Genomic DNA, 19,866 nt, shown 5'->3' with positions numbered 1-19,866 from the left:
CTAGGCATCGGCTTCCTGCGCCAGTCGCTCTCGCAGAATGGCAATTGCGACTTTGCCTGCATTCATCACATGATGAGCGGCTGCTTTGCGGGCTTCCTTGCCTCGTCTGGCAGCCAGATGCCCAACCACTTCTTCCAGTTCTGCAAGGCTTTCACGTGTGCGACCTGGCGCGCCCAATGATGTCGCGCGCAAGACCATGACGCGCGCATTCAGCGAAGAAAGCGTATGACCAAGCGCCTCGTTATGGGCACCAAAAATCAGGCTATCATAAAACGCATTCTTGGCCGTCAAACGCTCCAAAGGATCAGTGACCTTGTCGCCTTGCTTCAGCACTTCGAAAGCCGCTTTCAGCGCTGCGATATCCTCATCGGTGGCGTTGCGGGCAAACAGTTCACATGCCAGCCCTTCAAGCTCCACACGCACCTGATAGATGCCTTCCGCCTGTTCCGGCCTTAAACGAGCCACAATCGGCCCGCGATGCGGAACGACTTCGACCAGACCTTCGCTTTCGAGCTGCCGGAGTGCTTCACGCACAGCCGTACGGCTGACACCCGTCATTTCGCACAAGTCACGTTCAGTGATACGCTGCCCCGCCGTAAAATACCCCACAGCGATAGAGTTGCGGATGCTTTCCGTAACGCTATGACGCACAGGTGCTGCAGCTTTTATCACTTTAAAATCAATAGGCGGAGTTCTTCCGTTCATAGACATAGCCATAAGTTTGTACCCCTTTGGTTTATGGGGATCGGTATTACCGTATTACTATACGGTAATTGCTTGTTTTGAAAGCACCAGATTACCCCTATGCCTGTTTAAGGTGCACCGCCTGACTATTTTGCCGTGTATATAACCGCCATTGCTGCTGCAACTCCGGCCCCTACATCGATGTCTTTAACGCCTGCGGCTTTGAGCCCCCCGGCAATTGCTGCCACCGATATAAGCGAATATGTCGGGCGTGCAGTTGGCCCCATATGCCCAATTCGGGTCAGCTTACCCAGAGTCTCGGCACGACCCGATGAGAAAACGACACCATATCGGTCACGTATGGACGCACGCAGTTTCGCTTCATCGATTCCATCTGGAATTGCGACTGCAGTACAGGTTGCCGATGCAATTTCTTCACGGGCTGCCCAAAGCTTGAGGCCGGCAGCCTGAACACCTGCCCGACAGGCTTTCGCCGTCAATGCATGTCGGGCCCACACGGCTTCCTCACCCTCTTCCAGATAAAGATCGAGTGCTGCATCAAGAGCATTGATTTCGGTAACGGATGGTGTGAAGGGAAATGGCCGATCGGCCCTGTGTGCGTTCCTCCAGTCACTGATCGACAGGATTGAGGCTTTGGGTGCATCAGGATTAGCCGCTATTTTCTCCCATGCAGCTTCGCTCACATGCAACAGTGTCAGTCCGGGAGGGCAGCCCAGACATTTATTCGGACCGGTTACAAAAATATCTGCGCAAGCTGTTTCAGGCAGAACGTCCATTCCGCCGAAAGCTGAAACGGAATCCACGATGAATAGCTTACCCGCAGCCTTTACCACGGTGCCGATTCCGGCAACCGGGTTTACCGTGCCGGATGGTGTGTCGTGATGACAAAGCGAAACCACTGCTACCTCCGGGTGCTTCTTTAAAAAATCAGCAACGGCATTCGCTGTCAGCACTTCATTATAGGGTACTGCAAGCTCGACAACTTCTTTCGCATAGCGAGCAGCCCAATAGCCAAAGCCCTTGCCATAAACGCCAGAAACGAGATTGAGCACGACATCATTTTTCGCAATCAGCGAGGCAGCAGCCGCTTCCAGCCCCAAAACTGGCTCACCCTGAAGAATGACCGGTGGTGTTGTGGTGTGGAAGGCGCGCTGCACTTTGGCGTTCACAGATTCATAGACCGCCAGAAAAGCCGGATCGTAATCGTAAAGAACGGGCCGGGACAGCGCACGCAATACGGCCGGGTAAGCATCTACCGGGCCTGTGGTCAAAGTGAATATCGGATCGGCAATCTTCCCGTGGCTCATATCTCTCTCCCTTTGTTAGTCGTGTCAGCTCGCGCCAGGGCGAGGAAGGAAGCTCCATCAGCAGCATTTTCAATCGCTCCGAGAGAAGCAATTAATGCATCGCCATCGAGTTCAATCCCGCGCCAAACAATCTGCGTGCGAAACTTCGCGGCCAGATCAGCCTCACTCATTGGATACTCTAGTCCACCTTTGGCGGCATCAATCTTGCGCACAAGCTTGCGCCCATCCTGAAGCAGAAGACAAACTTCCGCGGCCTCAAATGTAAAGGAAGGATCATCTAAAAATGACAGCTTGCGCGCTACGGCTTTAAGTTCCGGATTACCAACGGCACTGTCCGAAAAAGCTTCCAGATCTGCCCTGCCCCATAACAGGCTGACGGCCACCGCATGTTGTGCACTGACCTGCGCCAGCCTGCCTGTCGAGACATCCGGGCGATCTGTGCGCTGACGCAAAAGCGGATGACCTGTCAGTGTAATTGAGGCTATCTCATCGGCCTTGAAGTTGCCTTCCGCATGAAGTGCCAGGCAGGCTTCGATAACCGGGTTCAAAACCACTCCACATGGATATGGCTTGAACGTATTCTTCAATATTTCCCAGCGGCCCCCCAGATCATCCGTCAGCGCGGAAAAATCGGGGTTATCAGAATGCAAGGCTAGAAAACCCCTTGCGCCTTCCAGTGGCGCATCCGGGCCAGTATAGCCCTTAGCTGCAAGCAGCGCTGACATAAGTCCTGCACGTGCTGCCTGCCCTACGGAGAGGCTTTTAGACATTGTGCCCAGTGTTTCAACCGATCCCGTAGCCTGCGCCAATGCATGCCCCAAAGCGTCTACAAGCTGCGATGGAGAAAGCCGCAATAGTCTGCCGACAGCCAGAGCTGCACCAAATGCTCCACAGGTCGAAGTGATATGCCATCCGCGCGCGTAATGATCCGGGTGAAGCGCATTTCCCAATCGGCAGGTGATTTCTGCACCTAAGACAAACGCCTCAATCAACGCCCCACCTGATACGGGACGTCCCTCGGCAGCCAGTGTTTCGGCAAGTGCCAGAACAGCAGGCGCAACGGGTGCGGCTGGATGAATAACCGTCGGAATATGCGTATCGTCATAATCAAAAATATTGGCGGATGCCGCATTGATGTAAGCGGCCCAAAGCATATCGGCCCGCTCTGTTCGTCCGATAATGCTCGCCGTTTCAGGACCGGAAAAGGCTGGCAGCATTGCTGCCAGCTTTTGGATTGCGGCCTCATTTGAACCGCCAATCGCCGTACCCACCATGTTGAGCAACGACCGGCGTCCGGCGGCGCGCACCACCTCAGGCATGATTGGCGGTGCATGAACAAACTCGGCAAGAATGGTGCTTAAACCTGCCATGTCATACGCCAGCAGCCTTGCCACGCACTTCAGTATTCGCCCACTGCTCCAAAGGACGAATAATTGCAGTCATGTCTGCATCCGGGCCCAAATCGGCTTTGGTGATTGAAAAGAGCATCCGCACGGCATTCCCTACCAGCATTGGCACACCAAGCCGCTCCGCTTCTTCAAGACAAAGCCGAATATCTTTGAGAGATAAGGCAATGGCGAAGCCAAAATCGAAACTACGTGGCAGAACGAAACGCGGAATCTTGTCGACGCTCGCCGATGTACGGCCTGATCCGGCATTGAGCACTTCGATCATAACATCGGCATCAAGCCCAGCTTTCGCACCCATCACCATCGCCTCTGATGTAATCGCAAGTGCCGCCGCCGAGCATATATTATTGATGAGCTTCATGACCTGCGCTTTGCCCGGCTCTTCCGCAACACGGATCACCTTGCCAAGCGCCAGCAACATCGGCAGAACAATCTCAAAATGTGCAGATGGGCCTGCGGCCATCAAGGCCAGCGTACCTTTCTTTGCGCCAGCAACTCCGCCCGAAACCGGACTATCAATCAAAGCTATCCCAGCATCTGACAATATCTCCGCCAGATCCATCTCAGCTTTGGGACCCGTGGTCGAAAGATCGACAACACGTTTTACAATGCCCGGATTTGCTGCAATCGACCGACCGACCGCAAGCACTACTTCAGGTGTTGGCAGCGACAGGAAAATGGTTTCGACCCGCCCCGTCAATTCCTCAAGGCTTGCCGAGGCCTCAGCGCCTGCTGCCACCATTGCTGCAACGGCTGTTTCTGCACGATCATTGACGACAAGCTTGTAGCCTGCGCCTATGATACGCTCCGCCATAGGGCGTCCCATATTGCCAAGGCCAACAAAACCCACTTCAGACATTCCACTCTCCTGTTATCGTGGTCCAGCTTTCACGCAAACGACCAGCCATTATCTACCGGGATAGCTGCGCCATTAATGCCCTCGCTGGCAGAACCGCAAAGGAACAGCGCAAGTGCTGTCACCGTCTCCATTGGAATAAATTTGCCACCCGGCTGACGGGAGGCTAGGAAAACCCGCGTGGCTTCTTCGCGGCTGATGTTCTTTTCGGCAGCCAGCGCTTCGATACGGCTGAGCGCCGAATCTGTTGCCATCAGGCCGGGGCAGATTGCATTGCAGGTGATTGATGTAGCGGCGAGTTCAAGCGCCACCGTACGCGTAAGACCAATCATTGCGTGCTTTGTGGTGACGTAATCCACGCGTCCGGCAAGCGCAATCAGGCTATAAACCGAGGCCATATTGACTATACGACCCCAGCCGCACGCCTGCATGTCTGGCAGACAGGCTCGGATTAACCGAAAAGGGGCCGACAGGTTGACCTCCAGCGCCCTATCCCAATCGGAATCTCCCAGCGACTGCACTGGCGACATCTTGCGAATAACAGCGTTGTTAATGAGGATATCGATTGTGCCCAGATGTTCCTTTGCAGCGGCCGCAAGCTCACCTGCCGCGCCTTCACGAGAAAGATCGATTGCTAATGCGCCAACAGGCTGACCGGTTTCACCAGTCAGAGCAGTTGCCGCATCGTCAACATCAGACAAAATATCCGTGAGAAAGACCCGGTCACCTGCCTTTGCGAATACGCGAGCAAGCTCCAGACCCAGACCAAGCGCCGATCCAGTAATCAGCACCCCGCGCCCTGCACCCACTGTCATCGTGCAAGCTCCTCCCAGCGCAGGATAGGCTCTTCATCCAGTCGCACGACAATGCCGTTCAGCTTTTCTGATGGAGCTTTATAGGCACGCATGACCGCAGGATCATGCCCGGGCACGATATGGTTCAGGCTGGGTGCCAGTTCGATCAATCTTGAATAACCGCGAATGAGAGCTGCTTCGTCAAACAGCACCGGGAACGGGTTTTCGCGCTCCATATTGGCGTAAAAATGCGTTGCATCAGACGCCAGAACGACCCATCCGCGTTTGGTGTAAACGCGCACCGCCTGCAAAGCTGCACTATGGCCCGGGATTGCGTGCAACCATAATCCGGAGACCAGCTCCTTGTCGCCGCGATGAAATTCTATTCTTCCGGCATAGAGGTTACGAACATAAGCCACGATGTTCTCAACATCGAAAGGAGCGCGTGCTTTTGGGTCGCACATGTATGGCCCCGTGGCGTGTCCCGCTTCGTCGACCTGAAGATGAAAATGTGCTGCCGGAAAATCACTCAGTGTACCAGCGTGATCGTAGTGGAGATGTGTCAAAATCACCTGACGCACTTGCTGTGCATCAACATCAAGCAAAGCCAGCGCGTCCACAGGGCGGCGCAAAAGGGTGCGCCCGCGGGCGTCTGCAGCTTCCTGGCCAAAGCCTGTATCGATGACGAAAACCTCGTCATCGCGACGAGCCAGCCAGATAAAATAATCGAGATTTTCGCCCGACTCATGTGGGTCTGCATAAAGAAAATTATCTTTGGCAGTCCGTCCTTCATGGGTGGCGTAGCGTAATGCATAAAGCTCAAAAGGCGTTATTTTTTCATCAAGTCCAGCCGCCTGATCCACCGTGATGTTCCCATTTTATATCGTTGTATGCTGAAGCACGTTCGACTTCATTTTTAGTATGACCGTAATCTTGTCATACAATCTATTGACAGGTCAAGTCCGACATGTCTAACCTTGAGACAATCAGAACGGCACAATCATCGCAACCAAGCAACGAGAGCAAGGCTGCCGGACTGCCCACCTTAACGGAGAGATGCATGACTCGTCCCGAATTCACCGGTGAACAATTTCAGAAAGGGTTGAAGGTCAGACGCGAGGTCCTTGGCGACGGCTATGTTGCGCCTTCCCTTGCCAAGGCCGATGACCTGACCGCTCCGCTGCAAAAGCTTGTTACGGAATGGTGCTGGGGTGAAATCTGGACCCGTCCGGGGCTGGAGCGCAAGACCCGCAGTTTTCTCAACCTCGCCATGCTGACAGCATTGAACCGTCCACATGAAGTGAAAATTCATGTTCGTGGAGCCTTGAACAATGGTGTGACGGAAGAAGAGATCGTCGAGGTTATTCTTCAGGCAGCCATTTATTGCGGCGTTCCCGCCGCGCTCGATTCAATGCGCGTTGCTACCGAAGTCATTCGTCAGATGCGGGACGAAAAGGCAGAAAGCGCCTGATACCTACAACCGGAAACGCTCCATAAAAGCGGGGAACACCGGCGATTCCAATTGCAATAGGAGGCCCAAGTGACACAGGGAACAGCCACGAAACCAGTAAGTAAGCCGCACCGGCTGAAAACCGGCGAACAGTATAAAGAATCTCTCAAAGATAATCGCCAGATCTGGGTTGGCGGGCAAAAGCTGAATTCGGTTTATGACGAACCGGCCCTGGCAAAGGGCATCGATCTTCTCGCATCGATGTTCGACGATCAGTTCACGGAAGAACACGCCGACGCCACCACCTATTATGACGAAAAGGCAGGGGCTGTGCTCAGCCGCTCGTGGCAGATTCCACGTACCAGGGAAGACCTGGCTGCACGCCGTCGGATGATCGAATATACATCGCTCAAGACAGCAGGCACTTTTGGACGTCCACCGGATCTTGCGCCATCCATCGTCGTTGGTCTTTATGCCTATCTGCCGACCTTCAAAAAGAAGAAGTCTCTCATTGATGGCATTGATCCCGACTTCGCAGAGAATATCGAACGCTACATGGAATATGGTCAGAACAACAATCTGACTGCATCTGAAAGCCTTGCCGGACCGCAGGCTGATCGTTCTTCGCCTAAGGCATCCGAAGCATCGCTGCTTAAAGCCCGTAAAGTGACGAAAGATGGCGTCTATATTTACGGTGCGAAAACCGTAGGCTCGATTGCTGCGCAAGCCAACGACATTTTCTTCACCAATCTTGGTGGTATTCAGGAAACACCGGCAGATGCCTGCATCTGGGGTTCGGTTCCAATCGACACGCCCGGCATCAAGATGATCTCGCGCGAAATGGTCTCACAGCCATTGTCGAGTAAATTCGATCATCCGGTAGCGAGCCTTGGCGAGGAAGCCGATCAGTTCATCGTATTCGACAATGTCTTCGTGCCGAAAGAACGTTTGTTCAATCTCGGCGACCCGACGGCAATGAGCTATTACGGGCCTGTATGCGTCTTCGCACATTGGCACGTGCTCACGCGCCTCGCAGTCAAGGCAGAGCTTTTTGTCGGTGCCGGACAGATGGTGCTGGATTATCTGGGTACGGGCAAAATCCCGGCCGTCCAGATGATGCTTGGACAGTTGGTCGAATATGCCCAGACGCTTCGCGCATTTGTCACGGCAGCGGAAGCATTGGCGGTGCCAACAGAAGGCGACGTCATGCGTCCCGATGTCGGCATGTTGACCGCCGGTCGTCTCTACTCCATCGAAAACTATCCGAAGATCATTCATATCCTGCAGGAATTGTGTGGCCAGGGTCTGGTCATGCGCTTTGGCAAGAAAGCCTTCGACAATCCTGAAGTTGGCCACTTCCTGCACGAGTTGCTTCCCGGACACGGCGTTTCGGCCATGGTCAAAGAACAGCTGATGAATTTCATCTGGGATATGACGTCCGGTTCTCTGGCTGGTCGTGTGGCCTTGTTCGAAAACGTCAACGCTACACCAGCGCCCGCTCTTCGCGCCAGACTTTATAATGAAGTCAAGCGAGACGGTTACGTTGCTCAGGTGAAGAAAATCGCCGGCATCGAATGAACCCCGCTGCCCCGTCCGGTGCAAATCGGGCGGGGTTCTTAGTATCGGGACTTGTTGGAGATTGCGATGGATCACGCCACGCTCATCGACCGCTTTTATGATGCCTATGCATCGCGCGATGCGGACAAAGCCGTGTCACTTTATCATGCCGATGGCTGGCATGAAGAAGTAGCCATGGCGAAACGTCGCGAAGGCCATGCCGCACTGGCGGAAGGGCTGATTGGCTTCTGGCGCATGCTGCCAGATGTAGCATGGGAAAGACGTGGCTATATCCGTGCAGGCACTCAGGTTGCCGTCCCCTACCATATGACAGGAACCTTCACCCCGCGCGGCGAGAACATAATGCCTCGCAAAATCATCCTCGACGGTCTGCATATTTTTGAAATCAGGGATGGGCTTCTGTCCGGCACAAAAGATATGTGGGACCTTGATCTCTTTAAAGCGCAGATGAGTTGAGACGATGGACGATCTGGCAAGAAAAGACGGCCTCGCAATTTCCGAACTGATTTCCAAAGGCGAGATCAGTGCAGGCGAAGTACTCGATACGACCATCGAACGAATAGAGCGGCTCAATCCGCAACTCAATGCCGTGGTGCATGCGCATTTTGACCTTGCCCGGCAACAAATCGCCAATGGTTTAAAGAAAAGCCCGCTTTCGGGCGTGCCTATGCTGCTCAAGAACACAGGGTTTGAAGCCGAGGGAATGCTTCTGTCCAGCGGCTCTGAATTACTGCGCAATGCAGTGAGCAAGCGCGATTCCACGATTACCGCACGCTACAAAGCGGCAGGCATGGTGATTGTAGGGAAATCCAATACGCCCGAATTTGCATTGAGCTTCACAACGGAGTCTGAAGCTTTCGGCCCCACCCGCAATCCATGGGATTTGAGCCGCAGCGCTGGTGGATCATCGGGCGGCTCCACTGCTGCCGTTGCAAGCGGCATGGTTCCGCTTGCCAATAGCTCAGATGGTGCCGGATCAACCCGCCTTCCCGCAAGCCATTGCGGACTTTTTGGCTTCAAGCCATCACGGCTGATCAACCCTGTCGGCCCTGCCGCAGCAGAAGCCATCGGTGGCATGTCGACACCTCACGCAGTAACATGGTCAGTTCGCGACAATGCTGCAATGCTGGAGATTTCTGGCGGCAGCGACCTCGGCGATCCATGGGCTTCGCCTGCAACACACGGCAGCTATCTTGCAGCACTCGACAAAGCTCCATCTCGCCTAAAAATTGCAATGATCCTTGCCTCGCCCGATGGCAGTCATATCGCACCTGAAATGATCCAAAGCATTCGAGATACAGCGAAGCTTCTTGAAAGCCTCGGGCATCATGTCGAAGAAGTTGCGGATGCTGGTTATGATGCTGAGGCGCTTAAAACGGCATGGCATATTATCGTCGGCGTCAATGTCGCGCTTGGTGTGACAGGCGGCGATCCTGCATCGGCGAACATCGCAAAGCTTGAACCCGTCAATCAGGAATGGGTGCGCGAGGCACTGGCAACTCCCGGCACGCGCTATCTTTGGGCTGTAAATCAGCTTCACGCCTCGTCGCGGTCTATGGCAAAATTTTTCGGCCAATATGACATCATGCTCACGCCCGCCGCAGCCGAACCTGCGCCACTATTGGGCAAGCTTGCAGGCAGAGGCAAAAGCCTTGATGAATTCTACGATCTGTTCTGGTCCCACTCACCTTTCACGGCTGCGTTCAACACGTCCGGCTGTCCTGCAATGTCTGTTCCGCTCGGTATGAGCCCAACCGGTCTCCCTATCGGCTCGCATTTGGGCGCAGCTTTCGGAAACGATGCTTTGCTTTTTGCACTCGCAGCCGAACTGGAGCGCGCAGCTCCTTGGATAGACCGTCGTCCAGCATTGTTCGGCTAAGGAAAACACTGATGAAAAATAAACAAATTCTAGCCCTTAGCGCCCGCGAAATTGCCACCGCCGTTAATGCCCAACAACTGAGTGTCCGTGCAGTCACTGAAGCACATCTGGAACGCATTGCCGAAACAGATGGCCCGATCAAGGCGTGGCAACACCTCAATGTTGAACAAGCCCGCGCCAATGCTGACACACTGGACAAAAGCGGGGTCACGGGGCCGCTTGCGGGTGTCCCTATCGGCGTGAAAGACGTAATCGACACGGTTGATATGCCAACCGGATATGGAACCACGATTTATCAAGGGTTCCAGCCGCCGTGGGATGCGCCAGCAGTTCAGATCGCAAAGAACTCTGGAGGACTGGTTTTAGGCAAAACGGTTAGCACGGAACTTGCCATGGCAAGTCCCAACAAGACCCGCAACCCGCACAATCCAGCTCACACGCCGGGCGGTTCGTCATCAGGGTCCTGCGCTGCGGTTGCCGCCGGGATGGTGCCTCTCGCATTCGGAACCCAAACCTCCGGTTCTGTCATTCGTCCGGCAAGTTTTTGCGGCGTGACCGCATTCAAACCAACCTTCGGGTCAATCAATACTGTCGGCATCAAGGTTCTTTGCCATGGACTTGATACGCTTGGGATCATCGCCCGTAACATTGGTGATGCGGCTCATTGCGTAGCGACACTAAGTGGTCGATCCGAACTGGCTGCGCTGACACCACCAGCGCGGCCACGCATTGGCGTGCTTCTTGGAACGCGCCTCGAAAAGGCCGAAGACTATGCAATTGAGACGGTCAACCATCTTGCATCCCTCGCCGAAGCCGAAGGCGCTGAATTGACGCTCATCCCGGCCCCAGCCTGGTATGACGGCATATTCGACCTGCATGAAGCGGTAATGGGTTGGGAAGTCACCCAGTCGCTTGCATCGGAGATCAGCCACAACTGGATGGAACTGACGTCTGTCACACGCAATATGCTGGAAGATCAGGGCTGCATCGATGAGCGACGTTATCGGGCTGCGATGGCCGAAATTCCGGGTATTCGCCACTTAATGGATGCAATCCTTTCACGCTTCGACGCAGTCCTTACGCTCGCCGCTCCCGGGGAAGCGCCGGAGGGCATGGCAACAGGTGATCCAATCTACAACCGTCTGTGGAGCGTGTTGCAGGTGCCGTTGATCTGTCTGCCCGTATCCAAAGGGCCAAAAGGCTTGCCAGTTGGCGTTCAACTGGTTGGTGCGCGTGGCGCAGATCATCGTCTTGCCGCCGCCGCACTGTTTTTGGAAACAGCAATCGCTGCAAAAGGAGGCACTCTGTGACACAGCCCCCCATCGATCAGTTAACCGATGATTTTCGCACAGCGATGCGCCAGCTTGCAGCGACAGTCAATATTATTACTGCCGGAGAAGGCGAAACCCGACGCGGACTAACCGCAACAGCAGTCTGTTCGATGTCAATCACACCGCCTTCGATGCTTGTCTGTGTCAATCGTTTCGGTGAAGCCCACAGAGCAATTACTGTTGCCGGGAATTTCTGTGTCAACATTCTCGCAGATGGTCAGCGTGAAATCGCCATGCGTTTCGCAGGCCAGATCGGTGAAATGGGCGAAGACAAATTTGCGCCTTATGGCTGGACACGTCTTGTCACTGGAGCACCAGCCCTTGACCATGCGATGGCTAATCTCGACTGTGAAATCGCGTCCGTATCCGAGACCGACAGCCATTCGATTTTCATTGGTCAGGTAAAGGCTATCCGCTTTGGCCCCGAGACATCGCCGCTGCTTCATTACAACCGTAATTTCTTCACGCTGGCCAACCAGACCGCGCTATAGAAACATCCACATCAGAGGGAACTGACTGCGTCCAAGATAACCAATCAGAAAGAGCGCGTCGATCAAAACCGAAGCTCTTCTGGACGCGGCCGACACAAACGGGCAACGCCCAACGGAGGTATTATCATGTCTATCAGTGACGCACAGTTCTTGAAGGGCTGGAGACAGGTGCTCGAAATGTGCAACCTGAAAGCAGGCGAGCAGGTAACGATCCTGACAAGTGACGACAGCAACAAGCAGATTGCCTATATTGCCAAGCTTGCAGCTTCCGACCTTGGGGCCGTTGTCACCGAACTGAACCTGGCGCCCGTTAACAGCGATAAGGCAATCTCACCAGACAAATCAGGCTATATCGGCAAGACCCCGCTGGATGGAAACTCGGCGGCGCTTGCCTGTCTCAAAGCGTCCGACATGGTCATCGACACATTGCAGCTTCTGTTTTCCAAAGAGCAGGAACAGGTGCTCAAAACCGGCACGCGCATGCTTTTGGCGGTTGAGCCACCTGCAATCATGATGCGTCAGATACCACGCCCGGAGGATAAGTTACGCGTTCTGGCTGCGGCGAAGAAAATTGGCGCAGCAAAAGAAATGCACGTGACCTCAAAGGCAGGCACGGATTTCCGCTGCCGCCTTGGTCAATATCCGGTTCTCACCCAATACGGCCTTGCTGATGAGCCGGGTCGCTGGGATCATTGGCCAAGCTGCTTCTCCGCCCGTTGGCCGGATGAAGGCAGTGCAGAGGGCACAATCGTCATTGATGAAGGTGATATTCTGCTGCCGTTCAAAAAATACGCTCGCGCTCCAATCACCGTTACCATTGAGAAAGGCTTCATCGTCGATATCAAGGGCGGCTATGACGCCGAATTCATGCGCAAGTTTATGGAAAGCTTCAACGATCCACGGGCCTATGCCATGGCGCATGTCGGCTGGGGACTTGAGAACCGTGCCAATTGGACCGTTCTGGGCCTCTATAATCCGGAAGCACAATTGGGTATGGACGCACGCTCTTTTGCAGGTAATTTCCTTTGGTCGTCGGGTCCGAATACGGAAGCCGGTGGTGATCGCGATACGCCCTGCCATCTCGATATTCCGCTGCGCAATTGCTCGGTTTCGCTCGATGGCGAAGTCATGACGCTGGAAGGCGCGGTTATCCCCGAAGATCAGAAGTAAACCGATGGCACAATATGATGTGGCAATCATTGGTGCCGGCTCTGCCGGTGCCCTTCTTGCAGCACGCCTGAGCGAAGATCAGTCGCGCAAAGTGGTGCTGATCGAAGCCGGTGGCGAACCGACAGATCCGGATATTTGGAAACCGGCAATGTGGCCTGCAATCCAGCATCGCAGCTATGATTGGGACTATCAGACCACCCCACAGCCGGGAACGGCAGGGCGTATACACTCCTGGGCGCGCGGTAAGGGGTTGGGTGGTTCAAGCCTGCTGCATGCCATGGGCTACATGCGCGGCCATCCCGCTGATTTTGCTGCATGGGCAGAAGCGACTGGTGACGAACGTTGGAGCTGGGAAGGATTGCAGTCGGCATTTAGGGCCATCGAGAACCATTCGCTTGGCGGCGATGGCATCCATGGCGAAAACGGCCCCATGCCTATCTATATCCCTGATGAAGAGGTCAGCTCTTTAGCACGATCCTTCATCGAGGCCGGAGCTGCTCTTGGTCTGCCCCACATTCCCGGTCACAATACTGGTCAGATGATCGGCGTCACACCCAATTCGCTGATGATCCGCGATGGACGTCGTGTGACGGTCGCTGAAGCGTGGCTAACGCCAGCCGTGCGGTCTCGTCCCAACCTCACGATCATGACGAACGCATTAACACGCTCTCTGGAACTGAATAAATCACACGTTACAGCGCTCGAAATTGCTGGACCAACCGGCAACATGAAAATCACCGCCGACCAGATAATCCTCTGCGCCGGATCAGTGGAAAGCCCCGCACTTCTTATGCGTTCGGGAATCGGTCGTGAAGACGTGCTGCGCGAAGCCGGTGTCGCCTGCCGTATCCAATCGCCTGAACTCGGCCTCAATCTGATGGATCATCTGTTGGGGGCTGGAAATATTTATGCCACCCGAAAACATCTAGCGCCATCCCGGCTGCAACATTCGGAAAGCATGGCCTACATGCGCGCAGACGATTTCTCCGCCAATGGTCAACCCGAAATCGTTGTTGGCTGCGGAGTAGCTCCTATCGTCTCGGAGAGTTTTGCAGCGCCTGCTCCGGGGAGCGCCTATTCCTTCCTGTTTGGAGTGACGCATCCAACAAGCCGTGGCGAAATCCGCATTACCGGCACACAGCCCAACGATCCTCTGCTGATAGACCCTCGCTATTTGCAAACAGAAAACGACCGAGCGTTGTTTCGTTCCGCCCTCAAAGCAGCGCGTGAAATTGGGCACAGGTCTGAGCTCGACGAATGGCGCGATCATGAAATATTGCCGGGTCCGCTTAACACCAACAGCGAAATCGACGCTTTCATTGCCAAAGCAGCGATAACACATCACCATCCGTCAGGCACCTGCCGCATGGGTAAGGATGAAACTGCCGTTGTGGATTCTGATCTGCGACTGCGCGGTTTGGATAATCTGTATGTGGTTGATGGCTCTGTCTTACCCAGTCTGACCGCTGGACCTATCCATGCGGCCATATTGGCCATCGCTGAAAGCTTTGCGAGGGACTTTATCGGTTAACCGTGCGCACTTGAATTTTGGGCAAAAAAATCCCCGCACTTTATGCGGGGATTTGCATTTATTGCTCTGCCCGTGGATAGCTTACACTTCTGGCGAATAGCCAAAAGTCACGGCGGGGCTTTCGGCTGTTTCCACCCAGATGCTCTTGGCCTGCGTGTAGGCCATCAGAGCATCCTTACCACTGGAGCGTCCATAACCACTGCGTCCGAAGCCGCCGAACGGAGACATGACCGAAATGGTTTTATAGCCATTGATCCAGAAGGTACCTGCCCGCACATTTGCAGCGACACGATGAGCGCGGGCCACATTTTCGGTCCACACAGCACCAGCCAGCCCGTAGGGGTTGTCATTGGCAAGGGCAATCGCTTCAGCTTCATCGTCGAAAGCCATCACGGCAACAACAGGACCAAACACTTCTTCTTTCGCGATGGTCATCGCCGGTTCGACGTTATCAAGGATCGTCGGCGCGTAATAATAACCGCCTGTTTCCTCCAGGTGCTCCGGCTTTTTGCCGCCGGCCGCAAGAACAGCGCCATCGGCTACGCCCTCACGCACCATCTGATCGATTTTTGACCATTGGCGTGCATTGTTGATCGGGCCTATATGCGAATTGTCGTCATAGGGATTGCCAACAACTATATGGTTTGCAGCATCGGCATAACGCTCCACGAACTGCTGATGGATAGAGCGATGTACCAGCAATCGTGAGCCTGAAACACAGCTCTGTCCGGCGCCGCTGAAGATTGCTGACTGTGCGCCAATAATTGCGCGTTCGATATTGGCATCAGGAAATACGATATTGCCGGATTTACCGCCCAGTTCGAGAATGCAAGGCACTACATTCCTGGCAGCCGTGGCTGCAATCGCTGAGCCTGCCTGTGCTGAACCAACAAAAACCACCAGCCCGGTGCGCGGGTGCGAAACCGCAGCCTGACCGGCAGTCGGTCCCTGTCCCGCAATAACATTGACCAGACCGCGCGGTGCACCGCCCTGCTCGCACATGAGTCCGAGGATCAATGTAGAAAGCGGCGTTAGTTCGGACGGTTTGATTACCACGCCATTCCCTGCACAGATTGCCGGTGCAATCTGCCAACCGCCGGTGAAAAGTGGCGCGTTCCATGGTGTTATCTGCGTAACAACACCGATCGGCTCGTGACGAGTGTAATTGAGATGGCTGCTCGGCACGGGAATAACGTCACCGTAAAGCTTGTCACACCAGCCCGCATAATATTCAAACATTTCGGCGACGCGAACGGCCTCGCCACGAATGTCGCGGATCGGTCGGCCTGCTGAACGGCTTTCGATTTCGGCGATCAACGGAGCGTGTTCACGAATACGCCGGGCGATTTCATTCATCACACGACCGCGCGCTGATGCCGTTAACGACATCCATTCTTTCTGGGCGCGGGAAGCGCTGTCCATCGCAGCATCGATGATTGATTGGTCCGCATCCTTGAAGGAAGCAAAAACCTTACCAGTCGCAGGATCGGTCAAGTTCTGATCAGCACCGCTGCCTGTAACGATCTCACCGTTTACAAAGCTACCGATTTCGCCTTTCGGAAAAAAGCCTTTGAAAATCTCGGAGATGCGCGCGGCCTGTGCCTGTGGATCAATTGGGTGGGTCATTATAGTGCTCTTTATTTGGAGGATTCAGGCTGAAACGCACCCATTCGGGTGAAATCATCGCTGTCTTTGAGATGTTCGGCACCGGCCCATAGCTTGGCCACAACCGACGTCAGCGGGTTTTCTGCACCAGTGCGCTCAGCCATTTCCTGGGCAAGACGAACATCTTTGCGCATCAGCCCCATCGAGAAACCGCTGTCGAACCGGTCGTTCATTACCCAGGTCGGGAAGTGGACTTCGCTAATCATCGACTTGCCGGAAGCGGCATTGAGAACACGCAATGCGGATTCGGGGCTTATTCCCGCAGCAAGCGCCAGTTTCAGTCCTTCACTGGTGGTCACCATATGGGCCGCCGCGAGCAAATTATTGACAAGCTTTGCAACATTACCCGCGCCACTTGGGCCGACATGCAGAGCTTTGGCCGCCAGGGTTTCGATAACGGGCTGCGCAAGCGCCAGATCGGCATCACTACCGCCAATCATCATGGTCAGTTTACCCGCGGCCGCACCAGCCGGACCGCCGCTGACAGGCGCATCAAGGAAACCATGTCCCATAGCATCGAGCTTGGCCGCGAGCGCACGGCTTACATCTGGTTCAGATGTGGAAGTGTCGATGATGATTACACGGCCGCGCTCCGAACTTTCCAGAAGATGGCTATGCGCGTTGACGACGTTTTCAACGTCACGTGCTGTCGGCAGGGAGAAAACAAGGAAGTTGGACTTCTCAAACAAGAGGTCGAGCGTGTCAGACGGCGTTACGCCTGCCTTCTCCGCCAGAGCCTTACGCTCCGCAGACAGATCAAAACCTAGCGTCGTCAAGCCTTTGGACGCAAGTGTCTGCGCCATGCCAAGGCCCATACTGCCAAGCCCAACAACGCCAATCACTGGTTTTCCCTGTAGCGACATTCCGCATCTCCATTTTCATTATACCGGCCGAAGCCCAGTCAGAATTCAATGAAGGAAAGCTCGCACCTATGGGGGGCAGCGCATAGCCGGATTGCAGACAACGCAGCGTCCCACATCCAGCAACAGTCGAAAAGGAGCTTACCTGAACGCCGCCATGCTACCAGCAAGGAACCCGCTGAGGCGTTCAACCGACAGCGGCAAGCGGCGACGTGCGCGTACCATCAAATGTGCGCTCGCCTCGGCCAAAGGCGGATCTGACAATTCACGCACCCCGACCGCACCACGAGCAAGCTCAGTAGAAACGGCAAAGCGAGGTAAAAAGGATATGCCCAGACCGGCAATAACAAACCGCCGCAGCACATCGATCGATGTTGTTTCCACCAATGGGGCATTGGCAAAACCACCATCTGCTGCAACACGCGTAACCAACTGCGTGATGCCATGCCCGGCGCGCAAAAGCGCATTGGGCATGCCCGCACAATCAGCGAGTTCCAATCGATCTTTTATCAGTAATGGGTGGTCAGGCGGGGTCACGACACACAGCGGCTGGCGAGAAATAGCCAGCGAACGAACGCGCGTATCCATCAGCGGATTATAGGCGATACCAATATCCGCATCGCCATTGGCAATGCCGTCGAGAACACTCTCGGTGCTGCCCAATTGGAGGTCATACTGCACATCGGGATAAACTTTTACAAAAGAACCAAGCCCGTGCTGGAGCACGTCGGCCAGAAAACCCTCCCCGCACAGAATACGGACACGTCGCTGTTGAACACCTTTGAGGAGCCCTAACTGCTCCGTGAGCAGACTGCTTTCTTCAAGAATGCGCCTGCTATGCTCCAGAACCAGTTCACCTGCTTCGGTCAAAGCCATGCCGCGCGCGTTGCGCTCAAACAACGATAAACCGATATTGCGTTCTGTATCTGCAATCTGGCGGCTTACCACCGAGGGTGCGACATTCATGTGTTCAGCGGCACCCCGGATCGAACCGATCCGGACCACTGCCATGAACATACGTAATTCTTTAGCGTCAAGCGTTTCCATGCCGATATGTTGCTCAGCGAGCACCGCTGGTCAACTCGATCCTTACTAAGCGGTCAGTTCGGTTGCGACCAGCTTTATCCAGAAATTAGCGCCGATAGGCAAAAGCGCATCATTGAAATCGTAATATGGCGAATGCAGGCCCGGGTTATCGCCATCGCGGCGACTGCCGAGCCAGAAATAGCAGCCTGGCCTTTCTTGCAACATGAAAGCGAAATCTTCCGCAGCCATGCTTGGTGCCACGTCCAACACCTTCAGACCGAGATCAGGGGACGCCGCCAGTTCGCGTATCTTGCGGGCATTCTCCGCCGCATTGATTGTCGATGGATAGCGCTCTTCATAAATGATCTTCGCCGTACAGCCAAAGCCTTCGGCAATCGACGCTGCCAACGCTTGCATACGCTGAGAAATCGTTAAGCCGACTTCAGGCGAAAACCAGCGCGTTGTCCCACGGACAATCATGGTCTCGGGAATAACATTCCACGCATCACCACCATGTATCTGCGTCACTGAAACGACTGCGGATTCAAGCGGTGATACATTGCGGCTGGCAATGGTCTGCAAAGCGGTGACGATCTGCGCTGTCGCAACCACTGGGTCGGCACCTTCATGCGGCATTGCCCCATGAGCACCTTTGCCCGTGACTTCGATCTCGAACGTGCCAAACGCTGCCATCATCGCGTCATCACGCGCTACGCACGTGCCGACATCAAGTGCGGGCCAGTTATGCAAACCATAAATTGCGTCAACGGGGAAATCCGTGAACAGTCCTTCTTGCACCATTTCACGACCGCCGCCTTCATTTTCCTCAGCGGGCTGAAAGATGAAATGTACTGTTCCGTCGAACTCCATCTGGCTGACAGCCTTCGCCGCAGCAAGAGCCATCGTCACATGGCCATCATGACCACAGGCGTGCATCTTTCCCGCTGTCTGCGAGGCGTAGGGTACGCCACTCTTTTCAGCAATCGGCAGCGCATCCATATCAGCCCGGATCCCGATGGCACGCTTGGACGACCCACGCGTCAAGCTACCAATAACACCCGTTCGGGCATAACCTGTCCTGACGGCAAAGCCCCATTGCATAAGCTTTTCAGCAATAAATCCGGCTGTTCGATTTTCCTCGAAGCTCAATTCGGGATGGCGGTGCAGATCATGCCGCCATGCCAGTGCTTCCGCGATATCGGCTTCTGTCAGAAGAACAGCCATATGATTATTCCCTATATGATAAATCGGATCGGGGCAGGTTCTTGACCTGCCCCGACACTTGTTTAACCAGTGACACGCAACATCAGATCAGCGACAATGACCGAGCCGAGATAGGTACCGATCATCACGCAGATGGCAACAATAACGATTTTCCAACCCGAACGGCGGGCAATCTCAAACTCGTTGCGTGTGAGTGCCAAACCGCCATAGGCAAGCGCTGGTGTCGCCAGTGCCAGGAAGTTGAGGTCGGCAACTTTGGCTACCACATAATCTGATCCCGGCACGCCCGGAATGGTGACGATGATGGCAATCAGCGACACCCATGCCACGCTTGGCAGATAAAACGGCATAAAACGAGCCAGCATCAAACCGAAGATGGAGGCCGCATAAAGCACCGCCATGCCAGGCAATGCCTGTACAGGCGTAACGCCTGTGCCAATCCAATTGGCAACAAGTCCGAGAAAACAGGCGATTATCAGCAGTAAGGCATTTTCGACAATATCGATCTTACGCTCATCTGTCGCCTCAACGGACAAGGTCAGAGTGTCGATTTTGTTTTTCATGGAATTGGAAGTCATCTCATCATCCCC

At 54.6% G+C, this 19,866-nt stretch carries 19 protein-coding genes; 8 read left to right on the top strand and 11 right to left on the bottom strand.

Annotation, left to right across the window (positions count from 1 at the left end):
- The 6 genes from CEV32_RS00505 to CEV32_RS00480 form a co-directional block, all read right to left on the bottom strand.
- Positions 1–705, bottom strand: coding sequence for a GntR family transcriptional regulator (locus CEV32_RS00505; RefSeq protein ID WP_208620769.1), 705 nt, complete (start codon positions 703–705; stop codon positions 1–3).
- 125 nt (positions 706–830) lie between these two features.
- Positions 831–2,012, bottom strand: a complete 1,182-nt coding sequence (gene ppaT / locus CEV32_RS00500) for a pyridoxamine--pyruvate transaminase (RefSeq protein ID WP_094573483.1) — start codon at positions 2,010–2,012, stop codon at positions 831–833.
- The gene (locus CEV32_RS00495; RefSeq protein WP_094573482.1) at positions 2,009–3,382 is read right to left on the bottom strand and encodes an MmgE/PrpD family protein; all 1,374 of its coding nucleotides are present in this window, start codon (positions 3,380–3,382) and stop codon (positions 2,009–2,011) included. Before CEV32_RS00495 ends, ppaT begins: the two co-directional genes overlap by 4 nt.
- Position 3,383: 1 nt before the next feature.
- Entirely contained in the window at positions 3,384–4,280 is an 897-nt protein-coding gene (locus tag CEV32_RS00490; protein ID WP_094573481.1) for an NAD(P)-dependent oxidoreductase, read from the bottom strand.
- Positions 4,281–4,309: 29 nt separating this feature from the next.
- On the bottom strand, positions 4,310–5,092 hold the full coding sequence (locus CEV32_RS00485; protein WP_094573480.1) for an SDR family oxidoreductase: 783 nt from the start codon (positions 5,090–5,092) through the stop codon (positions 4,310–4,312).
- The gene (locus CEV32_RS00480) at positions 5,089–5,934 is read right to left on the bottom strand and encodes an N-acyl homoserine lactonase family protein (protein ID WP_235818672.1); all 846 of its coding nucleotides are present in this window, start codon (positions 5,932–5,934) and stop codon (positions 5,089–5,091) included. Before CEV32_RS00480 ends, CEV32_RS00485 begins: the two co-directional genes overlap by 4 nt.
- A 197-nt stretch (positions 5,935–6,131) precedes the next feature.
- On the opposite strand from CEV32_RS00480, the gene CEV32_RS00475 reads away from it, so the two are divergent.
- The 8 genes from CEV32_RS00475 (at position 6,132) to CEV32_RS00440 (ending at position 14,501) form a co-directional block, all read left to right on the top strand.
- Entirely contained in the window at positions 6,132–6,542 is a 411-nt protein-coding gene (locus CEV32_RS00475; protein WP_094573479.1) for a carboxymuconolactone decarboxylase family protein, read from the top strand.
- A 69-nt stretch (positions 6,543–6,611) separates the two neighbouring features.
- Complete coding sequence (locus tag CEV32_RS00470; RefSeq protein WP_094573478.1) at positions 6,612–8,099, top strand: 4-hydroxyphenylacetate 3-hydroxylase N-terminal domain-containing protein; 1,488 nt, start codon at positions 6,612–6,614, stop codon at positions 8,097–8,099.
- 66 nt (positions 8,100–8,165) lie between these two features.
- Positions 8,166–8,555: a nuclear transport factor 2 family protein gene (locus CEV32_RS00465; protein ID WP_094573477.1), complete on the top strand. Its 390-nt coding sequence runs from the start codon at positions 8,166–8,168 to the stop codon at positions 8,553–8,555.
- A 4-nt stretch (positions 8,556–8,559) separates the two neighbouring features.
- Positions 8,560–9,978 carry an amidase gene (locus tag CEV32_RS00460; protein WP_094573476.1) on the top strand — a complete coding sequence of 473 codons (1,419 nt, stop codon included), beginning with the start codon at positions 8,560–8,562 and terminating at the stop codon, positions 9,976–9,978.
- An 11-nt stretch (positions 9,979–9,989) separates the two neighbouring features.
- Positions 9,990–11,288 carry an amidase gene (locus CEV32_RS00455; protein WP_094573475.1) on the top strand — a complete coding sequence of 433 codons (1,299 nt, stop codon included), beginning with the start codon at positions 9,990–9,992 and terminating at the stop codon, positions 11,286–11,288.
- A complete protein-coding gene (locus CEV32_RS00450) occupies positions 11,285–11,800 on the top strand; it encodes a flavin reductase family protein (RefSeq protein ID WP_094573474.1) in 516 nt (171 codons plus the stop codon). The genes CEV32_RS00455 and CEV32_RS00450 overlap by 4 nt, the downstream gene beginning before the upstream one ends.
- Positions 11,801–11,926: 126 nt before the next feature.
- On the top strand, positions 11,927–12,970 hold the full coding sequence (locus CEV32_RS00445) for a M29 family metallopeptidase (protein WP_094573473.1): 1,044 nt from the start codon (positions 11,927–11,929) through the stop codon (positions 12,968–12,970).
- A gap of 4 nt (positions 12,971–12,974) precedes the next feature.
- The gene (locus tag CEV32_RS00440; protein ID WP_094573472.1) at positions 12,975–14,501 is read left to right on the top strand and encodes a GMC family oxidoreductase; all 1,527 of its coding nucleotides are present in this window, start codon (positions 12,975–12,977) and stop codon (positions 14,499–14,501) included.
- An 81-nt stretch (positions 14,502–14,582) separates the two neighbouring features.
- Here CEV32_RS00440 and CEV32_RS00435 read toward each other — a convergent pair whose 3' ends face one another.
- The 5 genes from CEV32_RS00435 to CEV32_RS00415 form a co-directional block, all read right to left on the bottom strand.
- Positions 14,583–16,127, bottom strand: coding sequence for an aldehyde dehydrogenase family protein (locus CEV32_RS00435; protein WP_094573471.1), 1,545 nt, complete (start codon positions 16,125–16,127; stop codon positions 14,583–14,585).
- Between the two features lie 11 nt (positions 16,128–16,138).
- Positions 16,139–17,029, bottom strand: a complete 891-nt coding sequence (locus tag CEV32_RS00430; RefSeq protein WP_094573470.1) for an NAD(P)-dependent oxidoreductase — start codon at positions 17,027–17,029, stop codon at positions 16,139–16,141.
- A gap of 138 nt (positions 17,030–17,167) precedes the next feature.
- Positions 17,168–18,073 carry a LysR family transcriptional regulator gene (locus CEV32_RS00425; protein ID WP_094573469.1) on the bottom strand — a complete coding sequence of 302 codons (906 nt, stop codon included), beginning with the start codon at positions 18,071–18,073 and terminating at the stop codon, positions 17,168–17,170.
- 45 nt (positions 18,074–18,118) lie between these two features.
- Entirely contained in the window at positions 18,119–19,276 is a 1,158-nt protein-coding gene (locus CEV32_RS00420) for a M20 aminoacylase family protein (RefSeq protein WP_094573468.1), read from the bottom strand.
- A 62-nt stretch (positions 19,277–19,338) separates the two neighbouring features.
- On the bottom strand, positions 19,339–19,854 hold the full coding sequence (locus CEV32_RS00415) for a hypothetical protein (RefSeq protein WP_094573467.1): 516 nt from the start codon (positions 19,852–19,854) through the stop codon (positions 19,339–19,341).
- Positions 19,855–19,866: the final 12 nt, after the last annotated feature.

Origin of the sequence: Brucella rhizosphaerae (genome assembly GCF_002252475.1) — a bacterium.
GTDB classification, from domain to species: Bacteria; Pseudomonadota; Alphaproteobacteria; order Rhizobiales; family Rhizobiaceae; genus Brucella; species Brucella rhizosphaerae.
The sequence above is the reverse complement of the archived record's forward strand: the minus strand, read 5'-3'. Positions and strand labels throughout refer to the sequence as shown.